Origin of the sequence: Arsenophonus endosymbiont of Crataerina pallida, assembly GCF_964020125.1 — a bacterium.
Lineage (GTDB): Bacteria > Pseudomonadota > Gammaproteobacteria > Enterobacterales > Enterobacteriaceae > Arsenophonus > Arsenophonus nilaparvatae.
Map to the genome: position 1 here is coordinate 1864927 of NZ_OZ026540.1, position 22414 is coordinate 1887340.

Annotated in this window: 19 protein-coding genes and 1 pseudogene; 9 read left to right on the forward strand and 11 right to left on the reverse strand. The window is 35.1% G+C overall.

Annotated elements, in window-relative coordinates; translation table 11 throughout:
* Positions 1-92: 92 nt before the first annotated feature.
* The 8 genes from AACL31_RS09905 to nikA form a co-directional block, all read right to left on the reverse strand.
* Entirely contained in the window at positions 93-500 is a 408-nt protein-coding gene (locus AACL31_RS09905; protein WP_339053962.1) for a type II toxin-antitoxin system YafO family toxin, read from the reverse strand.
* Between the two features lie 1358 nt (positions 501-1858).
* Positions 1859-2362, reverse strand: coding sequence for a hypothetical protein (locus AACL31_RS09910; protein ID WP_339053963.1), 504 nt, complete (start codon positions 2360-2362; stop codon positions 1859-1861).
* A gap of 813 nt (positions 2363-3175) precedes the next feature.
* Positions 3176-3859 carry a DUF421 domain-containing protein gene (locus AACL31_RS09915; RefSeq protein ID WP_310511935.1) on the reverse strand — a complete coding sequence of 228 codons (684 nt, stop codon included), beginning with the start codon at positions 3857-3859 and terminating at the stop codon, positions 3176-3178.
* Positions 3860-4059: 200 nt separating this feature from the next.
* On the reverse strand, positions 4060-4851 hold the full coding sequence (nikE, locus tag AACL31_RS09920) for a nickel import ATP-binding protein NikE (RefSeq protein WP_310511936.1): 792 nt from the start codon (positions 4849-4851) through the stop codon (positions 4060-4062).
* Positions 4848-5612 (reverse strand): nickel import ATP-binding protein NikD, encoded by a 765-nt coding sequence (locus AACL31_RS09925; RefSeq protein WP_310511937.1) that lies wholly within the window; start codon positions 5610-5612, stop codon positions 4848-4850. Before AACL31_RS09925 ends, nikE begins: the two co-directional genes overlap by 4 nt.
* A complete protein-coding gene (nikC, locus tag AACL31_RS09930) occupies positions 5612-6445 on the reverse strand; it encodes a nickel ABC transporter permease subunit NikC (RefSeq protein ID WP_310511938.1) in 834 nt (277 codons plus the stop codon). Before nikC ends, AACL31_RS09925 begins: the two co-directional genes overlap by 1 nt.
* Entirely contained in the window at positions 6442-7386 is a 945-nt protein-coding gene (gene nikB, locus AACL31_RS09935) for a nickel ABC transporter permease subunit NikB (protein ID WP_310511939.1), read from the reverse strand. Before nikB ends, nikC begins: the two co-directional genes overlap by 4 nt.
* The gene (gene nikA, locus AACL31_RS09940; RefSeq protein ID WP_310511942.1) at positions 7386-8960 is read right to left on the reverse strand and encodes a nickel ABC transporter substrate-binding protein; all 1575 of its coding nucleotides are present in this window, start codon (positions 8958-8960) and stop codon (positions 7386-7388) included. Before nikA ends, nikB begins: the two co-directional genes overlap by 1 nt.
* A gap of 401 nt (positions 8961-9361) precedes the next feature.
* Between nikA and AACL31_RS09945 the strand changes: the two genes are divergently transcribed.
* Entirely contained in the window at positions 9362-9601 is a 240-nt protein-coding gene (locus tag AACL31_RS09945; RefSeq protein WP_310511940.1) for a hypothetical protein, read from the forward strand.
* 138 nt (positions 9602-9739) lie between these two features.
* Here AACL31_RS09945 and AACL31_RS09950 read toward each other — a convergent pair whose 3' ends face one another.
* Complete coding sequence (locus tag AACL31_RS09950; RefSeq protein ID WP_339053964.1) at positions 9740-10945, reverse strand: IS91 family transposase; 1206 nt, start codon at positions 10943-10945, stop codon at positions 9740-9742.
* A gap of 101 nt (positions 10946-11046) precedes the next feature.
* Here AACL31_RS09950 and AACL31_RS09955 point away from each other — a divergent pair, with 101 nt between their 5' ends.
* From AACL31_RS09955 to AACL31_RS09965, 3 genes are read left to right on the forward strand one after another with little or no spacing between them, the layout of a single operon-like run.
* Positions 11047-12090 (forward strand): TonB-dependent receptor plug domain-containing protein, encoded by a 1044-nt coding sequence (locus tag AACL31_RS09955; RefSeq protein WP_339054003.1) that lies wholly within the window; start codon positions 11047-11049, stop codon positions 12088-12090.
* A complete protein-coding gene (locus tag AACL31_RS09960) occupies positions 12072-12854 on the forward strand; it encodes a TonB-dependent receptor domain-containing protein (protein WP_310512181.1) in 783 nt (260 codons plus the stop codon). Before AACL31_RS09955 ends, AACL31_RS09960 begins: the two co-directional genes overlap by 19 nt.
* An 18-nt stretch (positions 12855-12872) precedes the next feature.
* Complete coding sequence (locus AACL31_RS09965; RefSeq protein WP_310512182.1) at positions 12873-13631, forward strand: class I SAM-dependent methyltransferase; 759 nt, start codon at positions 12873-12875, stop codon at positions 13629-13631.
* Positions 13632-13927: 296 nt separating this feature from the next.
* Here the strand turns inward: AACL31_RS09965 and AACL31_RS09970 are convergent, their stop codons facing one another.
* Positions 13928-14305, reverse strand: coding sequence for a hypothetical protein (locus tag AACL31_RS09970; protein WP_310512183.1), 378 nt, complete (start codon positions 14303-14305; stop codon positions 13928-13930).
* 616 nt (positions 14306-14921) lie between these two features.
* Complete coding sequence (locus AACL31_RS09975; RefSeq protein ID WP_310512184.1) at positions 14922-15128, reverse strand: hypothetical protein; 207 nt, start codon at positions 15126-15128, stop codon at positions 14922-14924.
* A 228-nt stretch (positions 15129-15356) separates the two neighbouring features.
* Here AACL31_RS09975 and AACL31_RS09980 point away from each other — a divergent pair, with 228 nt between their 5' ends.
* From AACL31_RS09980 to AACL31_RS10000, 5 genes and pseudogenes are all read left to right on the forward strand, one after another.
* Positions 15357-16196, forward strand: a complete 840-nt coding sequence (locus AACL31_RS09980) for a DNA/RNA non-specific endonuclease (RefSeq protein ID WP_409013929.1) — start codon at positions 15357-15359, stop codon at positions 16194-16196.
* 991 nt (positions 16197-17187) lie between these two features.
* Positions 17188-18660: pseudogene (locus AACL31_RS09985) on the forward strand (TonB-dependent receptor); the annotation flags it as partial.
* A gap of 280 nt (positions 18661-18940) precedes the next feature.
* Positions 18941-19411: a hypothetical protein gene (locus tag AACL31_RS09990; protein WP_339053965.1), complete on the forward strand. Its 471-nt coding sequence runs from the start codon at positions 18941-18943 to the stop codon at positions 19409-19411.
* A 14-nt stretch (positions 19412-19425) separates the two neighbouring features.
* A complete protein-coding gene (locus AACL31_RS09995) occupies positions 19426-20697 on the forward strand; it encodes a calcium-binding protein (RefSeq protein WP_310512187.1) in 1272 nt (423 codons plus the stop codon).
* Positions 20698-21017: 320 nt separating this feature from the next.
* Positions 21018-22295, forward strand: a complete 1278-nt coding sequence (locus AACL31_RS10000; RefSeq protein WP_339053966.1) for a calcium-binding protein — start codon at positions 21018-21020, stop codon at positions 22293-22295.
* Positions 22296-22414 lie beyond the last annotated feature (119 nt).

Here is a 22414-nt window from a genome sequence, read left to right on the forward strand (position 1 = left end):
CACTATATCAGATATTTTGTAGCCGAAATTTTTTAGCGATAGCGACCCATTTTAGGATTTGGCTGTTATTTTCTATAATATTATGTGCATTATTAAGGAGCAGGTCGATTATATAAAAATGATGGTCGCCATCTTTGTCGATAAAATAAGAATAAATAATAATAAATAATAAATGCATCACTGGTACTGTTCCACTGTACCTGGTATCCATCATCATCTTCCCATACACATCCTTCCTGCCAAAAATGTATATGATGAAGTTCTTCATATCTGGCACTACGAGGTCTATCCATTGGTTTATCTCTACCTATAGTATCACTATGGGAAGGATGTTTTAATTGAATATGATAAGGAGTAATGGGTATGTCGCCGAATTCAATGCACATTTGCTTGTATTCTTCGAATTTTATAATTGGTGTTTCAGCGTACGGACCATTATTTTTAATAAGATTATTAACTGAATTACATACTTCTACACTTCGAGTTATTTTTAACCCCATTTATCCCTATCTCACTTTATCCATTTCCTTTGCCAGCTTTTTAAAAGCTTCGGATATAGCTTTTTTTTCTTCTGGCAATGTTCGAATAGTTTTTCGAACTTTTTTATTTTTCGCTACTTGTGACATAGTCTACCTCGATTTGTCATCTTACGCTATTCAAGTTTTGCTTGTTAACCTTTAGCCTGATTCTATTGTTAACAAGTAGATTTTTAAATAACTATTTATTACATTATGAACGTTATTTGCTCATTATTACTATAGTTATATTTTAGAACGCTTTTTATACAAAAAATTCCTTTTAGGTATAACTATTATTCTCTTAGTTATAGATTAGAACATATTTTAGCCAAAAATATCTCTAAAGCTATAATCCATTATTACTTTAGTTATCATACTGAAAACAACCTTGCTTGTAAAAAAACAAGATTTACTTTTGCTTATAAATGGATATAAAAGCACCACTTGGGTGCTTTAACCCATAATGCAGTATTTGTTTAGTTCTTTAACGATATATCTAAAATGTTCCTTGATTTTGGCAATACTTTTTAGTTTCTGACGGATAGTATTTTTCATTGTGCTAAGTCCAATCAAAGTAGCGCTGACATAATGGTTACTGTTTAGTGTTCGCTATAGGTTTTATTTCACATATTTAGTTAAATGCGATAGTTAATACTGATTATATCTGCAAATTAGCCTAGATATTCGGCTGAATTCCTTATCTCAACCAGAGCAGTGCTATGTAATTGGTTGTTTTTTATCATTTAAAATAAAATTATTTATTATTCACTTTTGGATTACCACATATTACATTTTGATTAACATCAAAGTAATTAATAGAATGGTTATTATTTGAACATTAAAGCTTATATTCATTATTTTTAATAATTTTGTGTTGTATTATAATTACATAAATTATTGTCGAATTTGTTGTTTTCCCTGGTGTTGGCCAGCTTGAATGCTGGCTTTTTTTAGTTTTAAGAAAAAGTGATACTAAATTAATTGCAGCGTTGTTATCGGCTTATGGGCATAATATTTCAGTGCTAAGGTGAAAGAATAATTAGCTTATAGATTTATATCGAGTGAACTGTGTCAACGAATTTAGTTAATTAATAAAAGACATAGCCAATCAAATAGCATTAATCTATTGATAAATATTATCAATAATAGCTTCAAGGCAAGAGTGGTAGTATTTAAACGATATTAATAAGATGGATGTTGTTGACACTTAGTTGCTAAATAAATTTTTCACTATCGGTCATTTTTTTTGACAAAACATTAATTTGATAGAGCTAAATGCCACCTTAAAGGTGGCAATAAGAACAAACCATATGCTTAATCATATTTTCGCTGTTTGTTTTTTAATCTATTTGTTTTATTTTACTGAGACTTTCGGCTAGCATGCCGGGATCAGCAATCTTTGAGACTAGCGCAAGATAATCAATCCCCCATTTTTCAGCATATGCTGCACCATTAAAATCTTGTTCATAGATTAGCTGTTCGTTAGTAATACTATTCCATAAATATCCGGCAAACCAGGTGCAGTTGTTAATTTTGGTATAGGCGCCATTAGCAGGATTTTTTACCGCCATCTCCATTAATTTGGCCATTAGATAACTTTTTCTATTTAAACTGGGAATAATAGTTTGCTCTAATTTATCAGGACAATGGTCTGGGTTTGTTAAGCGTATGCAACGCTGAATATAAAATTTACGTTCAGGGCTATCATTAATTTCTTCTGAGTCTGCGTTCTTAACAAATCCGAGATCTCCATGACATGTGTAGCTGGTATAATTTCCTTTTTTATCACTATTAAAAATAATTATCCACGCGTAACCTAAATCTCCACTGCTAAATATTGTCACTAATGCTTCCATTGCCACTTTGGCACGTTTTTCTTTTTCATCAATAGGGTATTGGTTTGCCGCTGCGTCTAATATTTTTATGACTTCATCTAAATTTGTTCATATTTGTCTGGTGTTACACTCATAATAGGAATAACTAAATTAGACATAATCAAACATCTCCTTTTTTATAATAAGAGGATTTATTTAATAAATCCTCTTATTAAGATAAATATATCTATTGCTGTTTAATTTTTTATATATGCAAATATTTAATATAAATAATGATGTGAAATCTATTTGCTAGATATATTTAACAGAGAGAGTGATACATGTATAATAAAAATAATTTAAAAAATTATATTCTATTTTTTATATTATATTTATTTTTTATTTACTGGTTTACTAAATGAAATTTATCAGGTTTTTTTGCATAAGTTCATCAATTGTAATTAATAGAGAACAACATAATTTTTTCTTTCAACATATATTGTTTCAAGGTTAAATAATTAAATTTATTGTTACTTAGGTTATTTTAACTATAGATTTTGATGAAAAAAAACTTTTCATTTAATTTTGTTTGCTGTTTTTTATTAACATGATTATGATAAATCTAAATTTTATAATCATGATACAAATTGTAATTAATGAAAATATTAAAAATAGCTACGTGTTTTGTAACTATTTTTTAGCTAGCTAAATTGTAAACCAGAAAGATTTTAATCAGTCTATTAATTAAAAAATATTTGCCGGCCTCTGAGTGATTGGATTTTTGCAACATCTTGATTAGAAAGTTAAAATTTTAATCTGGTTGCTTATTATAGTGTTAATAAATTATTCTAAATCTTTTTTAAGCAAGTCAGCAGGTAGTTTTTTAATATCACTATTTTTTAATATAAAGAGTAAATTACCTTGCCAAAATTCAGCAATAAATACATTTTTTTCTTGGATTTTTATTTTTTTCATTTTTTTTAATAACCAATCCTTATCTTTTTCAATTTCAATAAGGCCCGCTTTTCTTATTTTATCATCTTTCATTAAGATCACTGATGGCATTTTTGCTCCCTCGCAAACAGCGGTCATCTGTCCATCTGGTTCAATTTGCGCATAAACAACTTCTTGAAAAGAATGTATTCCTTTTGATCTCAGCTGTGAGGAGATTTTTAAAATATCTATTTTATTTTTGTTTTGCAGAATATTTTCCATTAAAAATTTGCCGTGTTTAATAATTGGAATTGGGTCACCAATGGTAACAGAACGAATACAGTGGATATGCTTGCTAATAAAATTCAATAAGGAAACCAATGAAACACCGATAAGCAAAACAATAATATATTGATATAGTGGAATAGAATCTGTGTAAATGACCCCACCAATTATGCCTCCTAGAACAAAATTGCCTATAAAATCAATCGGCGTCATTTGCGATAGTTGTGTTTTTCCTGAAAGGTTTAAATGGGTAATAACAATGACAAATCCAATGATAAATTTGACAAGAACCCATCCATAATAAGCCATATTCCCCCCTTAAAGGTTAACTGAATGTAAAATATTATTATTTAAAAATATGCTAATTTTTGTCAAAGTCTATTATTAAATAAATTAGCTTGTTGTTTATCAGTAAGGGGAATAAATAATAAAAGTTGGGAAATAAAAAAATGTTCTTCAACAAATCATCGCTGATTTGCCAAACTTTATCTGAACAGGATGTGATTAAATTAGAAAAATAGTTCTGCGCTGCAATTGTCATAACGTACAGGAAATGCTGGCAAAACAGCATTCTGTAGTGCCTGACCGGTCTTAGAATGTAAGATCAATGGTGATTTTACTATCGAAGTTTCAACAATTTGACCATTTTCCATTATCATAATCTGTTGACAGAGACGTTCAACTAACCGTAAGTCATGTGTAATGAATAAACAGGCAGTGTGAAATTGTTGTTGAAGGTTTTTAAGTAATTGGATGATTTCAGCTTGGAGTATCAGATCGAGATTAGAAACTGCCTCATCAAGGATCAGCAATTTAGGCTCCACAACCATAGCGCGTGCCAGGCATACACGTTGTAACTGACCACCGCTTAGTTGAGGTGGACGTTGATTGAGTAGAAAACTATCCAATTCAACAGCATTTAGCATTTTAGTTATGCGCGCATGCTGTTCCTTTTTAGTTAGCGATAAAAGGTGACGAATGGGTTCACGAATAATTTCGTCTATGGTTTTACGTGGGTTAACGGCAGTTATAGGATCTTGAAATACGATCTGAACATCTTTACGAAATTGGCTAATTGCTTTTCCTTTCAGCTTGGTTAGAGAAGTTCCGCACCAGCGGATCTCGTCACAACTAGGCGAGATAAGACCCACCAATAAACGTGCTAGCGTACTTTTTCCACAACCACTGCGACCCAATAAAGCAACGGTTTCTCCAGCCTTTAGTGTTAGCGTTATTTGGTTTAAAAGCAGGGGTTGATCGGGATAGCCAAAAGTGACTCTATCAATATCAAGCAATGTCATACAGAGAACCTCAGATCATATAATGCCAGATGCGCGGCTACTAAATTATGCGTAATTTGGTGTTTAGGTGTGTTAAAGATGGTGTTAACGTTGCTATATTCGACAATTTTACCATCGTGCATGACAGCGACGTCATCAGCCAAACGCGCTACTACTCCCATATCATGGGTGACTAATAACATACCAACCGCTCGAGTTTGGATAGTGTTTTCTAGTAGATCAAGAATATGTGTTTGGGCAACCGTATCAAGATCAGTCGTTGGTTCATCAGCAATGATAAATGGTGCATCACTGAGTATCGCTATTGCTATCATCATGCGCTGTAACATCCCTCCACTCATTTCAAAAGGATAAAGTGAAAGTATATGGCTAGCATTTTCTAATCCAACTGACTGTAATGTTATGTTAATCCTCTCGATATCGACAGGTTTGCCAAGTGCCCGGCAGGTTTCTTGAATATGGCTAGCCATTGTATTAAGCGGATTAAAAGCACTGCGTGGATTTTGCATGATGGTTGCGATGTGGCTACCACGTAATTGTTGAGCGGAGGTAATATTTCCATCTAGTAGTAAGCTTCCGGCGGTCTGATTTACGCCCGCAGGTAATATTCCGAGCATGGCGGCGCATGTTAATGGCTTGCCACAACCGCTGCTACCGACTAATGCTAACACTTTGCCTTTATTAATGGTGAGTGATACATCTTGAACCAGCAGTCGTTGTGCTTTTAGTGTTATATTTTGTAGCTCAATTTTCTGTGACATTAGCCGTTACGCTCCGCTAGCAGATAAGGATCGAGGTGATCGCGTAGGGCATCGCCAAGTAGATTAAAAGCCATCACCGTTAGAAATAGGGCTAAACCCGGCCACAACTTTTGTAGAGGTTGAGTCCAGATATATTGGCGAGCATCATTGATCATAACTCCCCATTCAGCCGTTGGCGCACTAACACCCAGTCCAAGAAAAGACATGCCTGCCACATGTAACATCATATGACCAAGATCTAAGCTTGCCAAAACCAATAACGATGGAATAATTGCACCGGCTAGGTGATCAATGAATAAACGGCTGTTGCTGGCGCCATACATCCTTGCTATTAGAATAAATTCACGTTGACGCAGAGAAATAACAATGTTTCGCACCATACGTGCATACCAAGCCCAATGTGATAAAGCGATAGCAATGATTACGTTTGTTAGCCCTGTTCCTAAAACGCCGACCATAAAAAATGATAAAATTGAAGTAGGGAACGTCATAAAAAGCTCAGTGGTACGCATCAGGATTTGATCTATTTTGCCACCCAATAACCCAGCGCTGCCACCAATGATTAATCCTAATGACAGTATCAAAATAAGACAGAGTATGACGGAGCCTAGCGAAACACGCGTAGCTGCTAATAAACGAGAGAAAATATCGCGGCCTAAATGGTCGGTGCCAAGCCAGTGTTGCTGATTTGGTGGTAGTAGTCGCTGTGTTAACTCGATCGCTTGTGGATCGTAAGGTAGCCACCAGTGGCTGGTAATGGCTGTTATAACCAGTAGTACAATAATGATGATCGCTAAGCGGACAGACCAACGAGTTGAAAGATAAAAATTCATGCATTTCCTCTTTCATGACGTTGGATCCTTGGGTCAAGAATGGCGTTAAGGAGATCAACCAGCAGATTGCATAACACATAAACTACAACCATCATTAAGGTGAAACATTGGATCACCGGATAATCTCGATTAAAAATTGCCGATACGGCATAGCGACCTATACCGGGCCAGGCAAATATGCTTTCAATAATCAGGGTACCACCGATGAGCTCACCAATGTGCATTCCAAGTGCAGTTACTATCGGTAATGATGCATTACGTAAAATATGTCGTCTTTCAGTTTGTTGCTTGTTTAGTCCCCGTAACCTTGCCCAGCTAACATGTCGTTGTCCTGCAACTTCTAACATACTGGCACGTAGCAATCTGGCATTAATGGCTAGTGACATAAAAGCAATAGAAAATGCCGGCAAGATAATATGTTGCCAGCTACCATAACCAAAAGCAGGTAGCCATTTTAGCCACACTGAAAATAACATGATTAATAGAAAGGCTAGCCAGAAATTTGGCATTGAAACGCCTAAAAATGCGATAATACGTACGACAAAATCGGGTAAACGATTACGATGACGTGCCGCCCATATCCCTAAGGGTATCGAGGTAAATAAAATAATCAGTAATGCTGATCCAGCGAGTTGCAGTGTTGCTGGCATAAATTGTAAAAGATCATTTAGTACAGGACGTTGCGTTGCATATGAAGTGTCAAAGTCTAGATGCAGAGCTTGCCATAACCATGTTCCATACTGCACAGTGAGCGGTTGATCAAGACCAAGCATTATTCGTGTTGATGCCAACATTTCTGGCGTAGGCGGCAGATTTGACAGCCGCAAATAGTCCATGGCTGGGTCACCGGTGCCATAACGCAGTAGGACAAAAACAATCACTGAAGCTGCTAATAGCAACGGTATTAGTAGTAAAATACGCCGTAAAATATAACGTAACATTATGATTTCTTGGGCTTGATTTGCTCAAATGCAATTTCTGTCGATATAGGTGAAAACGGAATATAACCCAATTGTGGACGAGAAATGGACATTAGTGATATATAACTAATTGGCAGATAAACAGCTGAATGATGTAATCGAGTCAGTACATCGGCATATAGCATTTTACGCTGTTGTTCATCTGTTGTTGTCAGGATCTGGGTGATTTCACTATCAATTATCTTTTTGTCGGGCAAACCTAATTGAGCTTGATAATCAGCATGTGAAGGAACCCGCATCGAGCTCATAAAAGCGTATGGATCGTAAGGCGCACCCCAGGTGCGATTAAAAATCATGCTAAAACGGCCATCGCGTTGACGGGCATAAAAGCTGCTTTCTTCTTCGCCAATTAGTCTTGTATCTACCCCAATTTGCCATAAGTTAGCCTGAATAACTTCAGCCATTGTTTTATTGAGGGAGTCGGTTGCAATAAAAGCAAGTTCAATTGTTAGCGGTTTGCCTTCCTTTTCGCGGATTGTTTTACCTACCGGTAATATCCAGTCAGCACTATCCAATATTGCTTTAGCTTTCTGCGGATCATACTCTCTGGCCGTGAGCTTGATATTCGCATAAGGTACCGATGGGGCAAACAGGGTATTGGCTACTTTTTGGGTAGAATAAAATGTATTGGCGATCAGCTTTTTTTTATCAATAGCATGATTAAGTGCTTCCCGTACCGCTAACTCTTTAGTTGGTGTTCGAGCGGAGTTTAGAGCTAGCATCACCGTTTCAATTGGCGCAGAAAGCTGGGTATGGTACTTTGGATTATGGCTAAATCGTGCAAAAGTTTCGGGTGGTAATAGCCCTTCATTACCATATAGTAATTCGATATCGCCAGCTTCAAATGCGACGGCGCGGCTAGTTGGATCGGGAATCACTTTGATGGTTATTTTTTCTAGAGCCGGTTTTTTGCCCCAGTATCGATCATTACGTAGCAGAATATCATATTGATTAAGTTTTGATGTCTGTAACTTCCATGGTCCAGTACCAATTGGCGCTATGATACCATCCATAGTTTCATGTTTTTTAAACTGCGAAGGTGCGATAAAACGGAAAGGGCGAGGTAAAGATAGCTCCTGTAGGAAAGGGTAATAAGCGCTTTTCAGCGTAATTTGTAACTCAGTGTTATTTAACGCTTTAACATTGGTTATCTGGTTAGTTAATTCTAGCCAAGCATGACGTTGGCGGTTATTGAGAATAGCCCGAAAGTTTTTTTCGGCTGCCTGCGCGTTAAAAGGTTCACCGTTAGAAAACTTGACGTCATCGCGTAAGGTAAAAATCCACACTCTGCCATCTGAGGAATGCTGCCAACTTTTTGCAAGCCAAGGTTTTACTTGCCCATTAGCTTGGTATTTAACCAAGGGCTCATAAATCATACTTTGGGCAAACATCTGGTTTGGGGTGTAGAGGTGTGGATTAAGTGGTCCTACATTAACTGGCCAGGCAATATTTAATTCTTTATTGGAAGCCGCATAGATGTATAGCGAAGTACAACTAAGCAAGATAATTAACGTGCGGCGTACGATAGACAAAATTTTTTCCTCAGTGGGTAAATCGTTAATGGAGGTATGTAGATTTTAATAATTCATCATACTTCTGGATTGAGCGGGATCAAAGTGGGCGACTAATCGGCGTGGTTAAAACTTGGAATTGGTAGTGATGTTAGTACTTTTAATATGATATATGGTATGTCTAATAATTGGTTATATAAAATTCTATAAATATTGAATAACAAATTAATATCGCCATTATCTTAGTTGAAACCTTCCTAAAATAGTTATCAATAATTTCATTTGTTATAAAAGGGCTATTTTTTCACCAAAACCAATATTACATTATAACATAACATTTTGGTGGGATTAAATAGCACTCGTTTATAGGAAATGTAAACAAAATGAAGAAAATTTTATTGTCCAGTTTGGCAACAGCAATTGGGATGGCTATTTCATCTGATGTTATGGCAGATGAAAAACTAAGTACGGAAAAAATGAACAAGGATGTTATTGTTGTAAAAACAAATCCATTAAATCGTTCTTCTTTATTGATGACAACGCCAACTAAGGTTTTGTCAGGGGAGGAATTAACGCAGCAAAGTAAAGCTTCTATTGCCGAAACATTAGAGGAAATACCCGGTATTAGTGGTAGCCATTTTGGTGCTGGATGGTTAGGAAATTGAATGTTAATTATTTCTTTTTTTCTGACCTTAATTGCTGATACGGATGACCGATCTCTAGTTTCACCATCAAGTAGTCGCCTGGCTTTTCGTCAACCAGAGGTTTTTTTATACAATAAATTGAATTTAGTTAGATCTTCCCTACGCGGTTTTCCGTAACCCTCGCGCCTTTTTGACTATCTTACGGCGCATTTCCAGTAATACTTCTGCTCTGATACCCACCTGTACGCTGTTAAAAATCATCCGGCTCCCACATAATATGCATTGATACGGATCCACATTCGTAAAGTGTTTCATCAGCGACGCAAAGCCCGGTTTATGCGGTTTTTTCTTCACCTGCATACCCAGTGCCGCATAGACTTTCGGCAGCAAAATACCCCGTTTCCGGTTGGCCAGAAAGCCGTAATACCGCACCATCTTAAAATGCTGTGACGGGATATGGCTGATGTAGCGCAACAACATTGCTTCCTGGCTCAGATATTGGGTGCGGTGCTTTCCCGTCCGGTGATCATAGTAATGATGGACAACAGTGCCGCCGTTATAATGACGCAGTTTTGAGGCTGCAACCGGCGGGCGTTTCAGGTAACGGCCAAGATAATTGACATTTTGTCGGGCATGTTTGGTTTTTTTCGCAAAGTGAATTTTCCAGCGCCGCTGGTACTGTGATTCCAGAAACTGACACCATTCCCGGTAGTCGCGGATATGCACATAGCCGGCAGCAGGTAAATTCAGCCCGCCGTAATTCTCTCGAAGTAACGCGATGACAGCCCGGCGCCAGTACCGCTCTACTACTTTCTTTTTGAAGAAAACCGGTCGCCAGACGTCGTGTTTGCGGCATAATCCGCCGCGGGTCACCGATAAATGGATATGCGGGTGTTGGTTAAGCTGACGCCCGTAAGTATGCAGGGCGACAAACAACCCGATTTCGATATTGAGTTTTTCTGCCCATTTCAGCAGGGTTCGAGCGGCACAGGCAAACAACTGATTCAGTAATGGCCAGTTGTGATTAAATGCCGGCCAGAGTTTATCGGGCATAGTGAAAGTGATGTGCTGCCATTCGCAGTCTGGCAAAATGTGTTGCTGCTCGGCTATCCACTGTTCGGTGGCTTTCATCCCGCAGGCGCTGCAGCCTTTGCTTTTGCAGCTCTGACAGAAATATTTGGTGTGCGGGCAGTCAGGGGAGTCGTAGCAATAACGACGGATACCCATAGCACCGGTGCCACAGGCGAGCATCCGTTCGACGACCAGTTTAGTCCATTCGGGAACGGAAGAGCCGTATTTCATGAGTAACCGGTTCCAGCCGTCATCTATCTGGAAGAGAAGTTTTGCGGGTCGGGGAATATACATACACCGGATTATAACGGGAGGCGGTTACTAAGGACAGCCATTTACTTACAGCGTCTTAGCGCCCGACGCAGGAGGGCTACTGTCCTGCAATAAAACCGATTATTCGTGGCATGTCGGGCGCACGCGTTAAAGTACTGAATGATGGCATTGATGTACTCGATGCTTCGATTGCTGGACCTGATCATGCGATCACCAGCGAACCTCTATTAGCTAATCGAATTGAAGTTTTAAAAGGGCCGGCAACATTACTTTATGGCGGTGGTGCGATTGGTGGTGTTATCAATGTGCTAGATGCTCGGATCCCGACTTCAGTACCAGATAAAGGTTATGCAGGGCAAATCAATCTACGGGCGAATAGTGTCGCTAATGAAAATACTGGAGCTGTCGGGTTAACATTAGGTAAAGAGAATTTTGCGTTACGATTGGAAGGATTAAAACGTCATACTCAAGATTATCGTATGCCAAAGCGAGCCGGTGAACTAGATTCTTATCGTTTGCAGGGTTCCTATAATCGAACTAATAATTTTAATATCGGTGCCAGTTGGATTGGGGACAAAGGCTATATTGGCTTGGCCTACGGTATTCAACATAATGAATATGGTTTACCGGGACATAGCCATGCTCATTGCCATGAACATAGCTCTTCAGGCAATTGGCATTGTGAGAAAGATGATCATACGCATCATCATGGACATTCTCATGGGCACTCTCATGCACACGATCATCAGCATCATCATCATCATCATCATCATCATAGTCATGGTGTTCCTTTTGTGAATATGAAACAGCAACGTTGGGAAATTCGTGGCGAATATGAGGATCCATTTAGCGGTTTTGAACGTATCCGACTACGTGCAGCACATACGGATTATACTCATGATGAGATTGAAGGTCGAACAGTTGAAACGACATTTGATAATAAAGCAACAGAGGGGCGGTTAGAATTAACCCATGCACCCATTTGGGGTTGGCGTGGGGTAATGGGTGGACAGTTTACTCAGCGCAATTTTTCAGCTGAAGGCTTAGAAGCTTATGTTCCTGCTACTTTAACGCGAAATCAGGCACTTTTTTTAATTGAGGAATTTGAAGCCGGCCCGTTGCGTTATGAATTAGGCGTTCGTCATGAGTGCAAAAAATTGATGTAACAAAAGGCAGTCGTTCTCGCCAACATGGTGGCACTTCCGGATCGGCAGGTGTAACATGGACATTAGCACCTGAGTATGCATTGACAGCTTCATTATCCCATTCTAAACGTTTACCTATTGCTGAAGAACTTTATGCCAATGGGATCCATGCCGCAACAAGAACGATTGAAACCGGTAATGAGCATCTTAAGGCTGAATCAGCAACTAATATTGACATTGGGTTTACCAAATTTGCTGGTGATTTCCAATTTGGCCTAAATACTTACTATAACTATATTGATGGATATATTTATGGCAAAGATGCAGGTTATTCACCTGGCGCCGGTTATCGCCATCTACACTATGTTCAGCAAGATGCCGTTTTTAATGGGCTAGAAGCTGAAGCATCTTATCAACTTACTGATAATACCAAGTTCACGGTCCAAGGGGATATTGTTAACGCCAAGCTTCGTAGTGGAGGCTATTTGCCGCGTATTCCGGCTACCATTGAACATCAATGGTTTGAATCTTTAACTGGAAGATTACGATTTACTCATGTTGGTAGCCAACATAAAACAGCGCAATATGAAACACCAACAGCCGGTTATAATCGAGTTGATGTTGGTTTGACCTGGCAAAATCATTTAAATGACTTGGATTATATGTTGTATGGGCGCATTGAGAATCTATTTAATGGCGCAGCCCGGGATCATACCTCGTATATTAAAAATGAAATGTATTTGCCTGGTCGTAATTTTGTCATCGGGGCAAGTTTATCTTTCTAAATTTCAGGGGGAATTGGTTTGGTATCAACACTATTTAGTCATATTGAAATGATCCAAGGCAATAATCCTTGGGGCAAAGTATTAGATGCGGGTACAGGCATTAATTCACTAAGCTGGATAAGCCAGCTTAAGAGTGAAAGTTGGACCGCAGTAACTTGTGCAATTAATATGAAAGCTGATATTCAGCAAATTATTTCAGCTAAGCAAAGACCTCAGGATCGTCTTTTATTAGGTAATTGGGCTGATAGTGATTTTATGGTTAATGAGCGATTTGATACCGTTATTGCTGACTATTTATTAGGTGCGGTAGACGGTTTTGTGCCTTACTGGCAAATACCTTTATTGTACCGTTTAAAATCATTAACCCTTAATCGGCTATATTTTACTGGCTTAGAGCCTTACGTGCCTTACAATGCAAGTTGTCGAGCGGGGCATCTTGTGGTAAGTATTGGCCGTTTACGTGACGCGTGTTTATTACTTGCTGGTGAACGTCCGTATCGAGAATATCCAGCCGATTGGGTGATCTATCATTTACAACAAATGGGATTTGAAATAGTAGATCTAAAACATTATCCAATTAATTACGGTCACAATTGGTTGATAGGTCAAATGGAAATGTGTCGCCAGCGGATCGGTAGGCTCGTTGATCGACAATTATCGATGACTATGCTTGAGCATATTAATCAATTAGAACAACAGGCACTGGTATGTATTGCTCAACAAGGAAGCTTAAAACATGGGGCAGATTATGTGATTTCCGCTAAATTAGCGAAATAAAATTTTATTGGCATAATATACTAATAAATGAAAACTGGAGACTGTTTATATTAACAAAATGGCGATAATTTAATATTGAATTTTATTGTAAAAATACTTATGACCTATTCTCCCTGTCATATTGAGGAAATAAAATAGATAACATTAACCAGGGTTAAAATATTGTCATTTACTAGCTGTTGCCATAAACATCAATTTTATTTATTTTGTCTGTTAATCGCGTCCCATAAAGTACCGTAATCTATTACGGTACTTTATGCGATTTTATCTTATTTTGGCTTAAATGTAACTGTAAATTAGCCACATGTTTCGGGTGAAAAATCTTTATGTCCTCTACCTTCATAGCATTTAATTAATACATCTTGAGGTTTTTCTAAGATCCATTTGTCATCTTTAAGGATAAAAGTAAAAATGGTTTTGATTGCTTCGACAGAATCATCTAAAAGGCCAGACTCTACAATGCTCACTTCCACTGAATCTGGAGATTCAACACGATTAGTACGTTGAGTAATAACAACATTACTAACATCAGGCTGGAAATTATTTCCCATCATTTTAATTGCTAATGGGATTGGTTTATTTTCATTATCTGACATAGTTATTTCTGTTTGCTTATCACAAGCAGCTAATAATAAACAGGAAGAAAGAGCGATCGTTAATTTTAATCTATTCATTTTTAACCTTTATTTTTGTGAAATTCACTATCGATTATAAATTAAATAGCAATATTTATCATAGTATATTAATCTGAAATTTTGTTACTTATATAGTGTTTTCTAAATTATTTGGTTATTGATAGTTAGGACTAAGGAATATTTGTTATTTATGATAATATCAATCCTATTTTTTAATTAATAAGAATAGATACAATCTCATTAGAAAGAGGATATTGAGATATCTATAATACAGTTGTCACTAACAATCTATAGAATTTTCAAGTTACTTGGTTATAAGTGGCGTTTTTATCATTTACAGATATAAAAACTGATTATTAATGATTAAGGGGTAATAATTGAAAATCAATAAAACATTATAGAATAACTTTATTCCATATTGGAATAACATCTAGCAGTTAGAGTAATATTTACACAATATAAAAATTAATATAAATTTTTTATTTAAAACTATGAGTAAATAAATTTTTTAATAAAATTATTTGTATTAATAAATTATGTTATTATCAAATTTTATTAATGTTATTTAAAATATAATTTTGCGACGATTAGCAAATAATCGTAATTATTAAAACAGAGATAATATACTTTTTCTTATTCAAGAGTCATCTCTAACTTAGTTAGATAAATGTGGAACATTATTTGTGATTTCGAGGGTGGTATCAAGGATATCTGTCATTATATTTTCAATAGCAGAGTTTAAACCTGTATTAGTAGTTATATCTGTGTCTTTTGTATTGTCATTTGATATATCAGTTGTGGCATGGCCAAAATTAATACTAAAAATAGAGATAATTGCTAAAGTTTTCAATAACCCTATCATAAAATTATCCTCCAATGATAAATGAAAATGATGATTAATTATGCGCCATTTTTTTAACATTGCAATAACATTTATGAAGTGTTATAAATCTGATTTATATAAAGGAATTTATTGTATTTTATATCTATTTTGCTGTTTTATCTTATTAACAAATAGCGTGTTTGCTGGTTTAAATATTATAGTAAAGTTTATTTGAAGGGATTGACTATAAAGATGAAAAATTATCATATGAAAATATTTTTACCATTAATTTTTTTATTTTTACTTATTTCTGGCTGTAATATTATTCAACATGAACCAGCACCTGATACGTCTATTGAAAAAATTACGCCGGCGGTAAGACAAAATTGTGGAATAGGTTGTCCATTGGGAGGGAGTAATACAACAATATACCGTGAGGTTTATACGCTAAATAATAATAGTAATACCAAATTTGCTAATTGGGTTGCCTACTTAATAATAATCGACAGTATAGCTTCTGGCAAGCAGAGAAATTGGAAAAAAGATCCTGACCTAAGTAATGATGAAACTTTATCTCCAGCTGATTATATTGGTGCTAATAAAGTTTTAAAAGTAGATAGAGGACATCAGGCGCCATTAGCTTCTCTGGCTGGTTTGGTGGACTGGCCGGCACTTAATTATTTATCTAATATCACACCGCAAGCTGCTGAGCTTAATCAAGGCCCATGGGCACGTTTAGAAGATCAGGAAAGAGCTTTAGCCAAAGCAGGTAATAAGGTATTTTCAGTAACAGGTCCTTTGTATGAAAAAAATATTGGTAAGCTACCTAATAGCGACAAAAATCATTTTATCCCCAGTGGATATTGGAAAGTGACATATATAAACGAGAGCCCTGAAAAATCTTCTTATGCAGCATTTATTATGGAACAAAATGCATCGCAGAGCAGGAGTTTTTGTCAATATCAGGTAACAGTAAAAGAAATTGAACAGAGAACGGGTTTAATTATTTGGAGTCGCTTACCAGCGAATATTCAACTAGCAATAAAATCAAAACCAGGAAAATTAGTTGAGAAAATGGGTTGTAGTATAATTCAACCTAGATATTAATTGTTACTAAATTATACTTGGTTAAAATTAAATTAATGGAACATCAACCACGATTGGTATTATTGAATTATCAAAATTAAATAAATCAAGAGGATTTATTAACCAATATTATCATGGTAATCATCAAGTAAAATCTTTGGAAGTGGGGCTCTTAAAATTTATTTGCCAGATGCAAGAAAATATAAATTTAAATTAATATATTAAATTTGATGCTGGTTATTTTTCAACTCTCTGTTTTGATAATAAAAAGCTTAGAATAAATAGATATGAAAAATTAATGTTTTTTCTACTGTAACCAATCGATTAGATAATAGATTTATTATTGAAAAGCATTTTTATTAATAGCCACTGGTTAATACTGGTGGTTTTTCTATTAAGCATTATTTATATTGATTAAGTTTTCATATGATTTTTTATATTTGTTATTTTCTTATATTTAATATTAAAAATAAGTTGCATTTGAAATATATTATCATATTTTATAACAATTAATTTTAATTAAACCAATAATGAGTCATCTTTTTAAATATGGCATTTAAATGATTTAACATGTTGAGTTTTATAAATAAAAATTATTATTAGTTAAAAGATTACCTAAGATATACATTTATTTGGTTATTAATATCTTGTATATATTCTTGATTACCACAAACAAATGAGTATAATTCTCATTTGCGTTTGAGGAAATTCCTATTTCAGTAATAGCTTTTCTATATTTGACAGGGAATTTATATCGTTTTAGATAAAAATGTTAAACGTAAAGAGTTCGTATAAATAACTATATGATAAAACAAAATATTTTTTATTATATAGGATTTCTGTTTTTTTATTATGGCTCAATAATGGCAAGTTGTTTTCAATTAATCTTTGGTATGAAATGGATATTGGCTGCTTTTTCCCTGAGTTCAGTTTCTACTGATTTATAGCAAATCAACTTTCCCATCGGTCATTGTTTATAACACCAGTCTTTTGTTTGAATAATATCAAATATATGAAGGTACCATTTTGTGGCTCGTTATTGATGCTGACAATGAGTACTGCAGCGCAAACAGCAACTGCTGAAATCGGTAATAAAAATAATCAACAGGATACAATCGTCGTGCACGCAAAGTCGCAAAATGACTTTCTGCCTGGTGGTGATTCCCTTGTTCCAGCCTATTTAGATGGCCATATTGCATATGGTGGCCGTCTTGGTATGTTGGGCGCGCAAAATGCCATGGATGTTCCATTTAATGTAATTGGTTATACAGCGAAAATGGTAAAGGATCAGCAGGCAAAAACCGTTGCTGAGGTTGTTAATAACGATGCGGGTGTTCAGAATGTACAAGGATATGGTAATTTTGCAGAAACTTATCGTATCCGAGGTTTTAAGTTAGATGGCGATGATATGACGCTAGGTGGATTGCCTGGCATTCTACCTCGTCAGATGGTGGATACCGCAATGATCGAGCGGGTGGAAATCTTTAAGGGTGCTAACGCATTAGTCAATGGTGCAGCTTCTTCAGGTGTTGGCGGCGTTATTAATCTTGAACCCAAACGAGCAGAAGATATACCCATTACTCATTTAGGCCTCGACTATACTTCAATGTCGCAAGTGGGGGGAGCATTAGACGTTGGACGCCGTTTTGGTGAAAATAATCAGTTTGGGGCGCGTATCAATTTAGTTCACCGCGAGGGAGAAACTGCGGTAAAAAATGATAAGCGTCGAACCACGTTGGCCTAGCTTGCTTTGGATTATCATGGCGATCGAGTTAGAAGTTCATTGGATTTAGGTTATCAAAAGAAAACTCTTCACGGTGGTACAATGTGGGGGGATATTAGTGGTGTCGACTTTATTCCACTAGTACCGAATAACACACATAATTATAGTTAAAAGTGGGGCTATAGTAATATTGAGAATCAGTTTGGTCTGGCACGAGCTGAATATGATCTGACAAACAACTGGGTACTGTATGCTGGCGCAGGTGGTCAACATGGTCAGGAAATAGGCACATATAGCTCACCGAAGATCATAAATAGCAAGGGTGATGCCACAGTAAGCCGATTGGATACAAAATTCTTTACCGATACATTTAGTGCTATGGCGGGAGTACGTGGGCAGTTTACGACAGGCTTTGTCTCCCATCGCTTGAATATGGGATATTCTGCACAGAATAAACGTAATAAAATGGCATGGCGAATGTCCAGTAATGATCCGTTTACCAACATTTATCACACACGTGATGTTGCTATGCCGGATAATGCTATTTTTGGTGGCAACTATTCCGATCCATTAACAACAGTGCGCAGCTATACTCAGGGTTGGCTATTAAGTGATACATTGAGTGCTTTTGATGATAAATTACAGTTTTTGATTGCGGCGCGTCACCAGCTAGTAGAACTTCGAAATTATAATATTGAAACAGGTGCTGAAGAGCGTGATGAACGTTATAGCAAGAGCCACTGGATGCCTACTTATGGAATAGCGATAACTTAAACGATTTGGCTGTTCTTATACAGCGTTTCGCTTATATTGATCGATATAACAACCAACCATACTTTACGAGAAATTTGCCGCAAAAATTACAGCAGGGTATCTCTCAGTTACCACGTTATGCCCCCTTAATTAATAAGCTTTCTCATTCCTTGCAGTTAGTAGCTGTAACACAATTAGTCTCTGCAACTCAATCCATAGTTATGCAATTAAATAACCCTAATTTAGCTGATAACGAACGAAAAATATTGGAAGACAATCTAATTGTTACTTGGGCGGCAGGACTAACCAATTTCAGTTCTCAGGTTTTACAGCCGCTACTATTAAAAGCCGCTTATCGAGTGGAAGGCAAGCCAAGCCAAGCGAGTTAGGTGTATTTGCTAACCGGGTAAATGCAGGGATCACCCTAGCGACAGCCGGTTTTGATCTCTATTATGCCTATGAGAATTTTAGTCAGTTAAATAATGAACATAATCCAGCAATTAGACAAGATTTAATTGTTAATGGCACATTATCATTGATTAATGCCGGTGTGACGGTTTCTACCGCTTTGGCTATTTTAGCTGGTTCATCAACTGCAGGACCATTAGGGTTGGTGATCGGAAATGGACTAATGTTAGGTAGTATGTTTTATAATGCTTATCGGGTTGTTGAACGAGTAGAGGAAAAAGTCGAACTAACCGCACCTGAAAAGTTACAGCTAGGCATCGGTGCAATCTTTGGACTGCATCCGACCTATTAATACAAAATAAATTATTGCAACAGCAAACTGAAAGTCAATTAAAGCTTTATCGCCGACAAAGTGAAGAGAATTTTTTTAAACAAGTATTACAACCAGCTGGTTATAATTTAAGCATTATTAGCGAGGAACAAGAAAATATTGTCGCGTTACCATTGTATCATCTGTTTGATAACAAAAATAATTGTTATTTAGTAGAGCAAAAATATAAAAAATTTGAATATGATCTGGAGTTTTTAAAACATGATTTAAATATTGTGACACTGCCTATTAATTTATGGAAGCAACAACAAATTGATGAAGCACAACAGTTAATAAAACGGAAATTTACGAAACGAGAAGTTGAGAAAATTATAGTGCAATACCCTAATCGTTATCAGATAGAATTTGCTAAAATAGAAACTTATATTCCAGCTTCCTCAGAACCAATAAACGAAATGATATTGTTGAGTAGCAAATTCAATAATGTTGTTAAGCAAATGATTAATCAGCCGCATATACGACACAACTTATCAAATATAGAGCAAGTTAACACGATTTATTCCTTACAATTAAATAATCAAAGCGAATATTTAAATGAAAGTTTGAGCAGTTATTTATCAAAGGACAGTATAAAAAATTACATAACCGGCATCAGTTTTAATTTAGCTAATGGTGACGATACTATCGTTGGATCTCAGACCGTTAAGAATCAATTTATTTGTGCTAATGGAAAAAAAATATTCATTGGTGGCGAATTAGATGATGTATTTATCTTATTATTTGGCAAGCTTAAAATGGATGAAAATAAGTTTTTTGACTGCAATAGTGGAAATGATACCTTATATGTTGAGCAATTACCCTATTATCAAATAGTTATAACTGATAATGACCGACAGCAAACTGATGAGCTAATAATAACTGTAGGAACATTTATTAATTTACAACAAGGCGAATTTAGGTATTTAACCAACAATTATATTGATGATTTTGCTAGTGTATCCTCACTAATAAGAAAAAAATATGCAACAGACGTCTGTGTTGATTTTATTAGTATAGAAAATGTAATAGCTAGTAAAAATAGCCAAGATTTAATTTTAGGTGATGAAAAAGATAACATACTAAATGGTAATGGTGGGGAAGATATTATTTATGGTATGGCCGGTAAAGATACCTTGATATTAAATAATGGTTATGCCAATGGTGGTGAAGGACAAGATACTTATGTTATCGGACGTTATAATAGGTATTTTAATCAAGATGCACTCCCATGGCTCGAGCAGAACTATTCTTGGGATGCGGATAATTAACAATGGAAAACATTTAATACAATAAAAACTGAACTTAAACCAGACTATGATTTTGCTATCAATATTGTTATTGATGAGTAGAAAAAGAGAGTAGAAGTATTGTCAATCTAAATTATCAACTTGATGAAATTAAAGAGGTTAAATTAATTGATGGTGATATTTATCTACAAATATTATTAGACAACAAGCTAATCGATAGTGAAATTAAATCAGATAAAGTCAATTTAAGGTTAAAGAATGTTTATATCAGTTTAGCTAATGATGAGTATGGGCTTAATCATCAATACCTACTGCAAACAATGGATGGTTTTTTATTAACAATGTGCTTACCACAAAAATTAAAAAAACAAACCATACCAGAAAAAATATTTGAAGCAATGTATTTTGAAAAATTAGATAAAATTAATAAAGGTGTACCAATTAACAAAGTTGAAATTGATTTGAGTAAAAATAGTATAAAAACCACCCGAAAAAATTATTTATTACCTGATATGATAAAACCTATGATTAGCGTTAATAATAATCCACATACAGTTTTTCATGGTGATAAATATAATAATTATTTTACTTCAATTAAGAAAAACAGCTATATTTATTTTTCTCATGGTATCGATATTTATTTACTTGATGATTTAATTATAACAGATAATATTAAAGATAGCATTACATTTGATTTTAAAGAAATTACCGCCTCATATACTAATGAAGATATATTTATTATTGTGCTAAAAGATTATAGTGGTTATGATTTTAATTTTAATCAAAATGGTTTATTTTATCAAGGTTCAATAAAACTAGCTGAAATTAAATTTATCAATAATGTTGGTAATTTTTATGGCAAAATTTATTTACTGGATAAAAATAATGAATATTTTTCGATAGAATATCAAGAGAATTGTTACCAAATTACGCCTTGTATAACTGTAGCACAACCATCAGAATTTGATGATATTATTTTTTATCCAAAAGGTTATTCGCAGATTATAAAAGTTAATTTATCAGCTGGTAATGATATATTAACGGATATGAGTGAAACTGGAAAAATTATTTTAGAAGGTAAAGGTAATGATATTATTACTGCCAGTAGCGGTAATAATATCATTATTGATGGTGATGGTAATGATGCTATTTCAACGGGGGAAGGTAATGACATTATTATATCAACACAGGAAGGTAATGACATTATTATATCAACACAGGGTAATAATGTTATTGATGCCGGTAAAGGTAATAATGTTATTGTGGTAAATTATAGTACTGGTAATGTAGAAATTTTTTTGCAGTCAGGAAATAATAAAATTTTTACTCAGGGTTTGACGAGTAATGCTATTTTTAATTATTCAGATAATAATTTAATTTTATCATCAAAAGATAATAATAATAAAATTATTATTTATAATTATGAGAAATATAAAGATTGTGTAGAAATTAGTAGCTCATTGAATAATGGTTTATTATTGGCTAATAAAGATATTGAATTATTAATTAATGCGGCATCAGCTTTTCAACAGGGAGATATTAATTCGTTACTCTCTAATTTTACCGTAAATGAAAAGAGTCTCATTAATCAAATATATCATTATAATAAATTAAGTTAATTTTAATGATTCAATAATATTTAATCAATATAACAATAAATATAATTCACTATTAAATTAATAACATCCTAAATTTTTTATCATTCATAAAATTATTATTTTAATATAATTTTTATTTA

Coding starts and splice junctions, on each gene's coding strand:
- nikE (WP_310511936.1), bottom strand. CDS start 4,851: ATGACATTGCTTGATATTGATAGAGTCACTTTTGGCTATCCCGATCAA.
- AACL31_RS09915 (WP_310511935.1), bottom strand. CDS start 3,859: ATGGCTTATTATGGATGGGTTCTTGTCAAATTTATCATTGGATTTGTC.
- AACL31_RS09975 (WP_310512184.1), bottom strand. CDS start 15,128: ATGATAGGGTTATTGAAAACTTTAGCAATTATCTCTATTTTTAGTATT.
- nikB (WP_310511939.1), bottom strand. CDS start 7,386: ATGTTACGTTATATTTTACGGCGTATTTTACTACTAATACCGTTGCTA.
- AACL31_RS09945 (WP_310511940.1), top strand. CDS start 9,362: ATGGCTATTTCATCTGATGTTATGGCAGATGAAAAACTAAGTACGGAA.
- AACL31_RS09905 (WP_339053962.1), bottom strand. CDS start 500: ATGGGGTTAAAAATAACTCGAAGTGTAGAAGTATGTAATTCAGTTAAT.
- AACL31_RS09950 (WP_339053964.1), bottom strand. CDS start 10,945: ATGTATATTCCCCGACCCGCAAAACTTCTCTTCCAGATAGATGACGGC.
- AACL31_RS09925 (WP_310511937.1), bottom strand. CDS start 5,612: ATGTCACAGAAAATTGAGCTACAAAATATAACACTAAAAGCACAACGA.
- AACL31_RS10000 (WP_339053966.1), top strand. CDS start 21,018: ATGTGCTTACCACAAAAATTAAAAAAACAAACCATACCAGAAAAAATA.
- AACL31_RS09970 (WP_310512183.1), bottom strand. CDS start 14,305: ATGAATAGATTAAAATTAACGATCGCTCTTTCTTCCTGTTTATTATTA.
- nikC (WP_310511938.1), bottom strand. CDS start 6,445: ATGAATTTTTATCTTTCAACTCGTTGGTCTGTCCGCTTAGCGATCATC.
- AACL31_RS09980 (WP_409013929.1), top strand. CDS start 15,357: ATGAAAATATTTTTACCATTAATTTTTTTATTTTTACTTATTTCTGGC.